At 73.7% G+C, this 11,924-nt stretch carries 10 protein-coding genes and 1 pseudogene; 5 read left to right on the forward strand and 6 right to left on the reverse strand.

Going from position 1 to position 11,924, the window contains the following annotated elements; all coding sequences use genetic code 11:
• Positions 1 to 144: 144 nt before the first annotated feature.
• Positions 145 to 381, reverse strand: coding sequence for a hypothetical protein (locus ACI1MP_RS03170; RefSeq protein WP_100584497.1), 237 nt, complete (start codon positions 379 to 381; stop codon positions 145 to 147).
• A 163-nt stretch (positions 382 to 544) separates the two neighbouring features.
• Positions 545 to 1,375, reverse strand: coding sequence for a pentapeptide repeat-containing protein (locus ACI1MP_RS03175; RefSeq protein ID WP_404867647.1), 831 nt, complete (start codon positions 1,373 to 1,375; stop codon positions 545 to 547).
• A 275-nt stretch (positions 1,376 to 1,650) separates the two neighbouring features.
• Here ACI1MP_RS03175 and ACI1MP_RS03180 point away from each other — a divergent pair, with 275 nt between their 5' ends.
• A complete protein-coding gene (locus tag ACI1MP_RS03180; RefSeq protein WP_100584499.1) occupies positions 1,651 to 2,073 on the forward strand; it encodes an avidin/streptavidin family protein in 423 nt (140 codons plus the stop codon).
• A gap of 307 nt (positions 2,074 to 2,380) precedes the next feature.
• Here ACI1MP_RS03180 and ACI1MP_RS03185 read toward each other — a convergent pair whose 3' ends face one another.
• Positions 2,381 to 3,049, reverse strand: a complete 669-nt coding sequence (locus ACI1MP_RS03185) for a discoidin domain-containing protein (protein WP_404867648.1) — start codon at positions 3,047 to 3,049, stop codon at positions 2,381 to 2,383.
• A gap of 442 nt (positions 3,050 to 3,491) precedes the next feature.
• Here ACI1MP_RS03185 and ACI1MP_RS03190 point away from each other — a divergent pair.
• From ACI1MP_RS03190 to ACI1MP_RS03200, 3 genes and pseudogenes are all read left to right on the forward strand, one after another.
• Positions 3,492 to 4,631, forward strand: a pseudogene (locus ACI1MP_RS03190) (glycosyltransferase family 4 protein); the annotation flags it as partial.
• Positions 4,632 to 4,837: 206 nt separating this feature from the next.
• On the forward strand, positions 4,838 to 6,025 hold the full coding sequence (locus tag ACI1MP_RS03195) for a glycosyltransferase (RefSeq protein ID WP_404867649.1): 1,188 nt from the start codon (positions 4,838 to 4,840) through the stop codon (positions 6,023 to 6,025).
• 190 nt (positions 6,026 to 6,215) lie between these two features.
• Positions 6,216 to 7,118, forward strand: a complete 903-nt coding sequence (locus ACI1MP_RS03200; RefSeq protein WP_404867650.1) for an SGNH/GDSL hydrolase family protein — start codon at positions 6,216 to 6,218, stop codon at positions 7,116 to 7,118.
• Between the two features lie 1,053 nt (positions 7,119 to 8,171).
• Here ACI1MP_RS03200 and ACI1MP_RS03205 read toward each other — a convergent pair.
• The 3 genes from ACI1MP_RS03205 to ACI1MP_RS03215 all read right to left on the reverse strand — a co-directional run bounded on the left by ACI1MP_RS03205 (position 8,172) and on the right by ACI1MP_RS03215 (position 10,830).
• Positions 8,172 to 8,495, reverse strand: a complete 324-nt coding sequence (locus tag ACI1MP_RS03205; protein ID WP_404867651.1) for a hypothetical protein — start codon at positions 8,493 to 8,495, stop codon at positions 8,172 to 8,174.
• Between the two features lie 64 nt (positions 8,496 to 8,559).
• On the reverse strand, positions 8,560 to 8,877 hold the full coding sequence (locus tag ACI1MP_RS03210; RefSeq protein ID WP_100584504.1) for a DUF6191 domain-containing protein: 318 nt from the start codon (positions 8,875 to 8,877) through the stop codon (positions 8,560 to 8,562).
• An 84-nt stretch (positions 8,878 to 8,961) separates the two neighbouring features.
• A complete protein-coding gene (locus tag ACI1MP_RS03215; protein ID WP_380331865.1) occupies positions 8,962 to 10,830 on the reverse strand; it encodes an alkyl/aryl-sulfatase in 1,869 nt (622 codons plus the stop codon).
• Positions 10,831 to 10,917: 87 nt separating this feature from the next.
• On the opposite strand from ACI1MP_RS03215, the gene ACI1MP_RS03220 reads away from it, so the two are divergent.
• Positions 10,918 to 11,886: an NAD(P)-dependent oxidoreductase gene (locus tag ACI1MP_RS03220; protein ID WP_404867652.1), complete on the forward strand. Its 969-nt coding sequence runs from the start codon at positions 10,918 to 10,920 to the stop codon at positions 11,884 to 11,886.
• The last annotated feature ends 38 nt before the right edge of the window (positions 11,887 to 11,924 follow it).

The raw sequence follows: 11,924 nt of genomic DNA on the forward strand, positions 1-11,924 counted from the left end.
GGACCTCGACTCGCCGGTGCCGTCCGGCAGTCGGCGCGCCCTGCGATCAGGGCCGAGCGGTCAACGCCCGGCGATCAGGGCCGGGTAGTCAGCGCCCGGCGGTCAACGCTTGGCGATCAGTGCCCGGCGGTCAGCGCTTGGCGGTCAGTGCCCGGTCGGGGTGCAGGAGCCGGCGGGTGCGGTGGGCGCCGCGGGTGCCGCCGGTGTGGCAGGTGCTGCGGTGTCGTGGTGTCCGGCCAGCCAGAATCCGATCAGCAGGCCGACGATGCCGACCACCTTGTGGCGGTTGCGTTTCCACCACGAGGGCGTACCGGCGGCCATGAACCGTAGGTTGGTGAAGTCCGGATGTGCAGTGGGCGGGGCGTCTTTGAACAGTCCCATCGCGGATGATCCTCCTCTCGCGTCGGGGAGGTCATGACCATACGCGCGCATCGCACGGGGCGCAGTCCATTAATCCCGTTTCCGGGGTACCCGCGCGCCCCTCGCGCCCCCTGCGACCCGCCACGCCCGTCCACCCGCAGGCCGGACCGGGCCGGGCCCGGCGTCACCAGTGCGCGGGCCGGGCCAGTCCGGTGCCGATGCGGGTGGTGGAGTCGCCCTTGGCGGCGTTGAGTTGGGACTGCGTCAGGAACAGCGCGTCGGTCAGGTCCGCGCCGCGCAGGTCGGCGTCGCGCAGGTCCGCGCCGATCAGGTCGGCGCTGCGCAGATCCGCCCCGGACAGGTCGGCGGCGATCAGGTAGGCGCCGCGCAGGTTCGCCCCGCGCAGGTCGGCGCCCTTCAGCCGGGCCCCGATCAGGTCCGCGCCGCGGTGGTTGCGCTTCTTTCCGGGCAGCGCATTGCGGGTCAACTCACTTGCCTTCAGTAGGAGTTCGCTGGTCTCGGCGCGGATCGCGGGGACGTCGGCGGCGACCAGGGCGGCGGCGTCCCGGCGGGTCAGCTCGTCGATCGCGTCGCTCGCGCGGCGGAGTTCCGCGTGCACCGGACGGGCCCGCGGGAGCTCCATCGCCTCGGTCAAGTACCAGAGCAGTTCGTGGAGTTGACGCATCACCGGAAACGCTTCGAACATCTGCCGGGCGGTGTCCGGGTCGTCCCGCCAGCTGCGCCCGCCGAAGGTGTGCTGCGAGATCTTCTGGCCGGCGCCGAGGCAGTCGAAGACGGTGCAGCCCTGGTAGCCGCGGTCGCGCAGCTTGACGTGGATCCCGCACCGGTAGTCGGCGTCGAGGTTGCTGCAGGGGGTGCCCGCGTTCTTGTTGGCCGCGAAGTCCGCGGACTTCGCGAAGGGCAGGGCGACGCAGCACAGCCCGAAGCAGGAGGAGCAGTCGGCGAGCAGGTCGAGGCGACGGCCGGTCGGGGTGGGGTGCTGCTGGTCGGTCACGGTGCGGGGTCTCCTGCGGAGCGGGGGCGACGGGCCCGGGTCGGTTCCGTCCGGCCACCATTGTCCCCGGTCGCGGGGGTGCCCCGTCCCCGGGGCACTCAAAGCCGCGAGGCCCCTTCTCCGGGCGCGCCGGTGCCAGGGCGTCCGCAGCTCGGGTCATCCGTCGGGCGACGTCCGCGCGTCGCCGCCGCCCGGGCGGCCGGGGGCGGCACAGTGGTGGCTGGCGCGTCCGGGCCGGACGCGGTGGCGGCCGGCAGGGCGGCGGGAGGAGCAGCGTGGGCATCACCGGCGACTGGTACAGCGAACTGGGTTCGCACATGCGGTTGGTGGCGGGTCCGGACGGGTCGCTGACCGGGGCGTACGTCTCGGCGACGGGCCGGGCGAGCGGCGCGTATCCGCTGGTGGGACGCCTGGTGGCACCGGCGCAGCCCGGGCACGGGACGGCGGTGGGCTGGACGGTGGCGTGGCACAACGACAGCGGCGACGCCGGTTCGGTGACCTCGTGGAGCGGCCAGTACCAGCAGAACGGGGCGGAGTGGATCTCCGCCGCCTGGCTGTTGACGCGGTCCGCGGAGGCCCCGGACGAGTGGGAGTCGACGGTGGTCGGGCACGACCTGTTCACTCGGCAGGAGCCCGATCCGGCCCGTTTGGAGGAGGTGCGGCGGCTGGCGCGCCCACTGCCGCATCCGAAACCCTGAGCACGGCCGGCCGGGCCGGCGCCGCCGCCCGCGGTAGCACCCTCCGCCGGTACAGCGCCGCGACCCGCGGTAGTGGCCGTCGTCCGAGCCCGGGCCGAAACGGGTGGCGTGCCGGCGCGGTCGCGCCTTATGGTCATCGGGCCCATGGTGCTTACAAGCTTTGGGAATTGGTCCGGTTGCCGTGCGGTGGCACCTGCTCACGCGGGTTCGCGACAGCGGGCGGCCGCCGGGCCCGCCCCGGACGACCTCGCGCCCGCCCCTTCCCGTGTGGCGGGTCGGGGCGGGCGCGGGGCGGACGGGCCCGCGGCTACGGAACAGGCGTTCCGGTGGCGGTGATCTCTGCGACGCTGGTCCACGGGCCCCGGTTCCCGGCTTCGCCCAGGGCTCGCAGGCGCACGTAACGTCCGTTCTTCGGCGTGAAGTTGACGGTTCTGGCGGCGGCGGTGTCGGCGAACGTGCCGGCGGCCACGGGGGTGCCCCAGTTGGCGGTGCTGTCGGAGACGTAGATCTCGTAGCCGCCGATCCTGCCATTGACGCTGCCGTCCTGGCGGGGCAGACAGGTGAGGCTGTCGACGCTGTAGCGGGCGCAGAGGTCGAGCTGGATCTCGTGCGGCAGCGGGGTGGCGGTGGTGGACCACTGGGTGTGCCAGATGGTGGCGCTGTTGCCGTCGATGGCGTTGGTCGCGGCGCCGTTCTCGGCGGCGGTCTCCTGGCTGCCGACCGAGACGACCTTCCAATTCGGGGCCGCCGGCGTGACGGGCGTGCCGGCGGGCAGGGTGAGGCCGGTCGCGGTGACGGTGAAGGCACCGGTGACGGCGTGGTTGCCGGCCTTGATCCAGAGCGTGCCGGAGCGGTCGGCGGCGTCGATGGCGACGGTGAAGGTGTCGCCGGAGCGCGTGACGCCGGTGGCGTTGCCGGCGGTGGTGGCGCGGGCGGCGGCGGCCGGGCCGACCACGGCGAACAGTGTCGCCGGCATCAGCAGCACGAGCGTGGTTGCGGTGGGGCGCCGGCCGGGCCTCCGCGCCTTCGTGGCCGCCCTGGGCCGGGGAGCGGGGTCCGTGGGGCGGAACGCATCGGGATTCCTCCTGAGCGAGCGGGGACGGAGGGTGGACGGTGCGTCGCCGGGCCGGAACGGAGGGGTGGGGGTGCGCCAAGTCGCTTGCGGAGCCGCGTGGTTGAACGGTGGGCCGATCCGGCGAGTTGAGCGGTACACATCGCAGCAGCAACCCGGCATGGCATCACGCATTCGTTCAATCCACGTTCTGCGCAGTTTTGCGCAACCGGCGCAGGCCGTTTGCGCGAATCGCCGCGGCGACGAGCGATCGGGCCACCCGGGTGTGCGGAAATGGCGGCAGACGTTCGCCTGCGCGAAAGATCCCTTTGTCCGGGCGCATGCCCGGCTTGGCCAGAACGTTGGCATGCGAGTCGCCATCGTCACCGAATCCTTCCCGCCCGAGGTCAACGGCGTGGCCCACAGCGTGCTGCGGGCCGCCGAACACCTCGTCCGGCGGGGTCACCAGCCACTGGTGATCACGCCCGCGCCGGCCCGGGGCGCGCACTGCCCGCCGCAGTCCTTCGGCCCGGACCGGGAACCGCTGCCGGTGGTGCGCATTCCGTCCGTTCCGCTGCCCCGCTACCCGCAGGTGCGCATCGCGCTGCCCAGCCGCCGGCTGGCCGCCGCGCTGACCGCCCACCGGCCGGACGTGGTGCACCTGGCCAGTCCGTTCATCCTCGGCGCGCGCGCGGCCAGGATCACCGAGCGCCTCGACCTGCCGACGGTGGCCGTCTACCAGACCGACCTGGCCGGGTACGCACAGGCGTACCGGATGGGGCGCGGGCTGGGCTCGGCGCTCGCCTGGGCGCGGATCCGCTCCGTGCACCGCTCCGCCGCGCGCAACCTCGCCCCGTCCACCCCGGCCGCCCAGGACCTGACCGCGCACGGCGTGCGCAACGTCCGGATCTGGGCGCGCGGCGTCGACTCGGCGCGGTTCCACCCCGACCACCGGGACGAGGCCCTGCACCGCTCCCTGGCCCCCGGCGGCGAGGTGCTGGTCGGCTACGTCGGACGGCTCGCCCCGGAGAAGCGGGTCGACCTGCTCGCCGAGGCCTCCCGACTGCCCGGGGTGCGGGTGGTGGTGATCGGCGACGGGCCGAGCGCCCCCGCGCTGAAGGCCGCGATGCCCGGCGCGGTGTTCCTCGGCCGCCGCACGGGTGCCGAACTCGCCCGCTGCTTCGCCTCGTTGGACGTGTTCGTGCACACCGGCCCGCTGGAGACCTTCTGCCAGACCATTCAGGAGGCGATGGCCAGCGGCGTCCCCGTGGTCGCGCCGGCCGTCGGCGGCCCGCTCGACCTGGTCGGCCACCACCGCACCGGTCTGCTGGTCGCCCCCCGGGACGCCGGGGCCGTCGCCCGGGCCGTCGCCGCGCTGGCGGCCGCCCCCGACCTCCGCACCCGCTACGGCGCGGCCGGCCGCGCCGACGTCACCGACCGCACCTGGGAGGCCGTCGGCGACCAGCTCGTCCAGCACTACCAGGACGTCCTCGCCGAGCACCGCGCCCGGTCCGGCGCCGCGTCCTCCCCGACCAACCGGAAAACGCTTTCCGATTCCGTCGCCGCCGCCCCCGCGCCAACCTCGGCCGCCGCGGACGGGCCGGCGGCCGCAGCACCGATACCGACGCCCCGTCAGCCCGAGGCGGCGCCTGCCCTGGCCGCTCCGTCCGCCGCGGCCGTCCCCGCCGGTGAGCTGGTCGAGGAGCAGCCGGCGTGAACGGAGAACTGCGAATCGTCCGGGTGGCGAACTTCGTCACCCCGGTGTCCGGCGGCCTGCGCACCGCGCTCCGGCATCTCGGCGCGGGCTACCTGGCGGCGGGCCACCAACCGGTGCTGGTCGTCCCCGGGGAGCGCCGCAGCGACGAGTGGACCGAGCAGGGCCGGGTCATCACCCTGCCCGGGCCCCGGGTGCCGGGCAGCGGCGGCTACCGGGTGCTCCGGGACCGCCGTCAAGTGGCGTCGGTGCTGGCCGAGTTGGCACCGGACCGCCTGGAGGTGTCGGACCGCACCACGCTGCGTTGGACGGGCGCCTGGGCGAAGGCGCACGGGGTGCGGTCGATGATGGTCTCGCACGAGAGCGCCACCGGCGTGCTCGGCACCTGGGGCCTGCCCGGGCGCACGGCGCGCGGCCTCGCCGACCGGCTCAACTCCCGTACCGCGCAGACCTATGACACGGTGCTGTGCACGACGGCGTGGGCCGCCGAGGAGTTCGAACGGATCGGCGCGGGCAACGTCGTCCAGGCCCCGCTGGGAGTCGACCTGACCACCATGCACCCCGCCCGCCACGACCCCGAGCTGCGGGCGCGGCTGGCCGATCCCGGGCAGGTGCTGCTGGTGATGTGCTCGCGACTGTCGGGCGAGAAGCGGCCGGAGCGGGCGATCGAGGCGCTGGCGGAGCTGCGCCGCCACCACCGTGTCCCGGCGGTGCTGGCCGTCGCCGGGACGGGCCCGCTGCGCCATCGGCTGGAGCGGCAGGCCGCCGAGTTGCGGCAGGCCGCCGAGTTGCGGCTGCCCGTGGCCTTCCTCGGCCACCTGGCCGAACGCGCCGCGGTAGCAGCCCTGTTGGCGACGGCGGACGCGGTGATCGCACCGGGCCCGGTGGAGACCTTCGGCCTGGCCGCGCTCGAAACACTGGCCTGCGGCACCCCGGTCGCGGTGAGCCGCTCCTCCGCGCTCCCCCAGGTGGTCGGCCGGGCGGGCCTCGCCGCCACCGACACGGGCAGCGGATTCGCCGACGCGGTACGCCAGTTGCTCGACCGCCCCGAGGCCGAACGGCGGGCCGCCGCCCGTACCCGGGCCGAGGAGTTCGGCTGGGACGCCGCCGTCACCGCCTTCCTCGCCGCCCACCACGCACCACTCCCCTCCCCCGCCGGGCCCGCCGTCCGACACCGCGCCCCGTAGCGGCCGGTCCCCAACCCCCTCCGCCGCCCTCGGGTCCGCTGCCCGCGCCTCGCAGCGCAGCGGACCCACCCCCGACTCCGCCTTCCGCACCGGGCCCGCCGCCCACCACCTCGCACCGCACCGGGGCGGGACCAACTCCCCACTCCCCCACCGCATTCCACCCCCACCGAACCCCACTTGGAGGGACGTGATGACGGTACGATTCGCTGCTCTCGGCGACTCCCTCACCGAGGGTGTCGGCGACCCCGTTCCCGGCGGTTGGCGCGGCTGGGCGGCGCTGCTCGCGCCCAGTCTCTCGCCGGACCCCGTGGACTTCCGCAACCTCGCCAACAGCGGCGCACTCAGCCGCGACCTGCTGGTCTCCCAACTGCCCGCCGCACTCGCCCTGCGCCCGCAGTACGCGGCGGTGGTGGTCGGCGGCAACGACACCCTGCGCGCTTCCTTCGACCTGAATCTGACGGCGCGTCATTTCACAGCCGTCTTCGCCTCGTTGAAGGCAGTCGGCACCGTCCCGCTCACGGCCTGCCTGCCCGATCCGGGGCGGTTGCTGGGGCTGCCGGCGCCGCTCGCCCGCCCGTTGGCGCGCCGGATGCGCGGCGTCAACGCGGTCGTCCATGCGCTGTCCGAGCAGCACCATGCGGTGCATCTGCATCTCGCGGACCTGCCGTGGACGGACCGGCGCGCTCTGCTGAGCGTGGACCGGCTCCATCCCAGCGCCGCCGGGCACCAGTTGATCGCACGCGGCTTCCACACCCTGCTCGCCGAGGCCGGTCACCCGGTGGGCCCGCCGCCCGCCGAACTTCCCGCCCCCGCACCCGCACCAGGCGCGAACCTGTGGTGGATGGCCACCCAGGGCACCCGCTGGCTGGCGGCCCGCTCCACCGACCTGCTCCCGGGCCTCCTCGCCCTCGCCGCGATCGAGGCCCGTCACCTGCTGCGCGGCTCGGCCCGCCGCCTCGACCACGCGGAGGACCGGACCACCGCCGCCGTCATCGCCCGCATCACCGCCCCCGACCCCACACCGCCCTTCGACCACCGGCCCGCAGCATCCACCGCGGAGCCGTCGACGGCCGACACCCCGGCCCCGGGGTAGGGCGGCAGTCGGCCGGCCGACACCCCAACACCTCACCGCCCCAGGCACATTGGGAAAGTGCCCGGCCGTCGGGGTGGTCGTCACTCGGCGTCCTCGGTCGCGCTCGGCGCCGTAGCGGCCGCTGCCCGGTCGAAATCTCCTGGCCGAGGTGCCGTCGGCCAGGATGTGCCCGATCAGTGTCGAGCTCAGGGCTCTCCGGCAACTGCCGACCCTGTGTTCGGGTCCGTCCGAGCGAGCCGAAGAGTTCGGCAACGCCGTCGAGTTGGGCCGGGCCGGGCGGGTCGGCGGTGAGCGCGGCGAGGACGCGATCGGGCTCCTCGGCGAACAGGTGCTGCTCGACGGCCCGGTCGTACCAGGTCGGGCCGCCGGTGTGCGCCCTGGCGGATGCTCCGGCCCGGGCCGGCAGGGCCCGGATCCTTTCGGTCCGGTCAGAAGAGTCCTGTTGGAGCTGCATGGTGAGCCGGGCCTCCGTCTCCCGCACACGGTCCGACCAGGCTTCCAGGTCGCGCCCCGGGTGAACCGCGACAGCCTCGGCCGCGGCACGCATCCCGGCGGGCGCAGCGCCGAGCCGGCACAGCGGCGTCGCTCCCGTTCGGCTTCGACTTCCTGCTCGGCCAATTCCGCCTGCACGTCCCGGGATCCGGTCGGCCTCCGGTCCGCCCGCCATGCGGTGCGGGCCGGGCCGTCGCGCGGCTCGGCGTCGCGGTCGCCGATCCCACCGAGGCTGGTCTCGTGGTGCAGGCTCCGGCAGGCGATCGGCTCGCCGTCGATGTCGTGCACGATGATCGTCGGCCGACCGACCGGTGCACAGGCACCGGTCGTCGGTCCCGCCGTCCACCACGGCCATACAGCCGGGCCGGTTCGGCGATCCCAGCCCCGTTCAGCCAGGTCCGCGCCACGTCCGGGGACTCCGCCTCGTCCGGTGGCCCCTCCACGATCACCACGTACCCGGCGCGGTCGAACACCTCGCGAAGGCGCGTCGTCGTCGGGGCACCGTCGTCCGTTCCCGGCGTTCCTTCGTCGATCACGGCCGCGAGGCTACCGACGCCGGGCCTATCCATTCGGCCGAGGTCGCTGACGCTCCGCACCGGTGTCGAAGTACGCGTCCAGGTACGCACTCGGCTCCAGCGAGCTGTCCCGCAGCAGCGAGAACACCTCCGCGCCCGCCCCCGGCACCCCGCGGTCGCCCAGACGGTAGGACTGCGCGAAGCCGAGGTACTCGACGCCGCTCTCGCGGGCGTACGTCTCGGCCTCCACCTCGGCCAGGGCGATCGCGTCGTCGGCGGACGGAGCCTGCCAGAGGGTGATCCGCTCCTCGTAGGACCGCCCGCTCGCGGCCGTCCACTCGAAAACGCATCGGACCCCGTACCAGTTCATCCGCTGCTCCACTCCCACTGGGCGACGGGAGCATTCTCCCTGCGGGGATCCGACGAGCCTGCCGTCAGGGGGACTTCGGCAGGCGGATCACGGCCGAGCCGCGTGCGAGGTCGATCCGGGTGCGGTTCGGCGGGGCGCCGTCCTCGTCCTCGTCGCGGAGCATCAGCGCCGACTGGCGTTCCTTCAGCTCGTTCTGCTTGCCGGCCGAGAACTGGGCGTGCAGTTGCTCGAAGCCGGTCGCCGAGATCTGTCCCTGCCGGTGGCCGGGGCGCCAGGGCAGCAGGCCGGCGCGCCCGGCGCGCAGCAGGACCTGGTCGACCACGGCGAGTGCGGTGAGCAGCAGCACCAGGCCCGGCAGCGTCATGAAGACGATGAACCCCATACGGCCAGTATCACCCCTGGGCCGCCCGCCGAACAGGGGTCTCAGGCGGTCTCAGGCGGTTCAGGTTCAGGTTCAGGTTCAGGTTCAGGGGGTGACGATGGCGAACCCGGGGTCGGGTTCGTCGAGGACCGACATGAGGGTGGTCAGCACGGTCGGGTCGCCCGTGTGGTCGATGCCGTCGAGGCCGTGGCCGATGAGCAGGCCCATGAGCTGGGGCTCGGTCAGCACGAGCGTGAGGTCGGCGGAGCCGTCGGCGGCGGGGCGGTGGACCAGGACGCCGTTGCGCAGGCTGGTCCGGTACGTCCGGTCGAGGTCGGTGAACCGCCACAGCACGGTCAGCGAGTGGTCCCACGCCTTGGGGCCGTTGACGCGGATGGCGAGCGAGTCGAAGACCTGCTCGACGGAGAGTGCGGCGGCCATGCTGCCGGCGGTGATCGGGGTGGGCCTGACACCGGTGCGGAGTTCCTGCGCGGCCATCAGGTAGTTGTTGCGCCAAGTGCCGCATTCGGCGCCGTGGCCGAGGCGTTCGAAGGTCTCGGCGAGGAGTTCCTTGGCGCGGGTGTCGTCGGGGGCGGCGAAGGTGGCGTGCTTGAGGAGCTGGGCGGCGAAGCGCAGATCGCCGGCGTCCAGGTAGGAACGGGCCTTGGCGAGGACCTGGTCGAGGCCGCCCATGCAGGCGACGTACCGCTCGGCGGAGGCGGTGGGCGGGTGCTCCCACAGGGAGGCCGGGTGTCCGTCGTACCAGCCCATGTAGCGCTGGTAGATCGCCTTCACGTTGTGGCTCACCGAGCCGTAGTAGCCACGGGCGTGCCAGGCGTGCGCCAGCCGGGGCGGCAACTCGATCAGCTCGGCGATCTCGATGCCGGTGTGGCCCTGGTTGAGCAGGCGCAGCGTCTGGTCGTGGAGGTAGCCGTAGAGGTCGCGCTGCTCCGACAGGAAGGTGGTGAGGCGCTCGGTGCCCCAGGTCGGCCAGTGGTGGGAGGCGAACACGACGTCGGAGTCGGCGGCGAACAGGTCGATCGCCTCGGTCAGGCAGCGCGACCAGACGCGGGCGTCGCGGACCAGGGCGCCGCGCAGGGTCAGGATGTTGTGCAGGTTGTGGGTGGCGTTCTCGGCCATGCACAGGGCGCGCCGCTGGGGCAGGTGGAAGTTCAGCTCGGACGGGGCTTCGGTGTCCGGGGTGAGCTGGAAGCGGAACAGGACCCCGTCGAGGTGTTCCTCCTGTCCGGTGCGAGTGATCTCGACGGTGGGCCGCAGCAGACCGGCTCGTCCCCGGGAGGCGGTGAAGCCGAGGCCGACGCCGATCAGGCCGCGCGGTCCGGGTTCGAGTTCGGCGCCGGTGTGGTAGACGCCGCGGCGGAGCATGGCGGTGCCGGCGTAGACGTTCTCGGCGACGGAGTGCTCCATGAAGCCCTCGGGTGCGACGATCGGGACGTCGTCGTCGGGGCCGATCACGCCGAGCGTCCCGCCGAAGTGGTCGATGTGGGAGTGGGTGAACAGCACCGCAGTGACGGGCCGGTCGCCCCGGTGGGCCCGGTAGAGGGCGAGTCCTTCGGCGGCGCACTCCTCGGACACCAGCGGGTCGACGACCACGACTCCGCGCTCGCCCTCGATCAGGGTCATGTTCGACAGGTCGAAGCCGCGGAGCTGGTACACGCCGTCGGTGACTTCGTACAAGCCGGCCCGGGCGCACAGTTGGGACTGGCGCCACAGGCTCGGATGCGCGGTGTCCGGGCAGTCGCCGCGCAGGAACGCGGTCGCCTCGAAGTCCCAGACCAGGTGCCCGTCCTCCGCCGTGATCCTCGGCTTCGCCGGGCCGGCCACCAGGCCCCGGTCGGCGTCCTCGAAGTCGGTGCGATCAGCGGAGTCGGGGGCGATGTCGGCGGTGCTCACAGCGGGGACCTCCGGATCGGACGGGCGCGCCGGGGCCGGTATGCGCCCGGGCCCCGTCATCCTCGCCAGCCTGGGCGGACGCCGCCCGACGGGAGCGGGCCGAACGGGTGACCGCCGTTCCCCCCGGCGCTCACCCGGCCGTCGGCGATGCCCGAACGCCTCGGCAGGTTCACCGGCCGGTCGGAGAGCGAACGTCGTAGCATCGCCCTCGGAGCATCGTTCGCACCCTGCTGGGAGGCAGTGAACATGAACGTCGGTTTCGTCGGTCTGGGCGCGATGGGCCGGGCGATGGCTCGTCGGCTGCTGGAGGCTGGGCATTCGGTGCGGGTGTGGAACCGGTCGCCGGAGCCGGTGGCGGAGCTGGTCGCGGACGGGGCGTCGGCGGCGACGACGCTCGCGGAGGCGTTCGACGCGGAGGTGGCGATCTCCATGCTGGCGGACGACCGGGTGGTCGAACGCCTGTTGCTGAACGAGGAGTTGCTTTCGTCGGCGCGGGTCGCCGTGCACGTCAACATGGCCACCGTCTCGCCCGGTTTGGCACGCCGTGCGGCGGAGCTGCACGCGCAGCACGGGCTCGGCTACATCGCCGCGCCGGTGCTGGGCCGCTCCGAGGCCGCGGCGGCCGGGAACCTGAACATCCTGGCGTCCGGCCCGGCGGCCGAACTCGACTGGGTGGCACCGCTGTTCGACGCGATGGGCCGACGTACCTGGCATCTCGGCGAGGACCCGGCTGCGGCGAACGTGGCGAAGGTCAGCGCCAACTTCCTCCTGGTGTCGGCGATCGAGGCGTTCTCGGAGGCCGCTGTGCTCGCCGAGGCGAACGGACTCGCCCCGGCCGCGCTGCTCGACGTCCTCGCCAACTCCATCTTCCCCGGCCCGGTTTACGCCGGCTACGGAGCGATGATCGCCGAACAGTCCTTCGATCCGGCCGGGTTCCGCCTCGCGCTCGGGCTGAAGGACGTGAACCTCGCCCTCGGCACCGCCGCCGACGCCAACGTGCCGCTGCCCCTCGGCTCGCTGCTGCGCGACTCCCTGCTCCAGGCCGTCGCCCACGGCCACGGCGAGCAGGACCTCGCCGCGATCTCCACCACCTCCCGCACCCGCGCCGCACTCTGACGCATCGGCAGCTCACCGCCTCGCGCCACCCCGCCCCG

It is taken from the genome of Kitasatospora griseola (assembly GCF_044999035.1).
Classification (GTDB): domain Bacteria; phylum Actinomycetota; class Actinomycetes; order Streptomycetales; family Streptomycetaceae; genus Kitasatospora; species Kitasatospora griseola.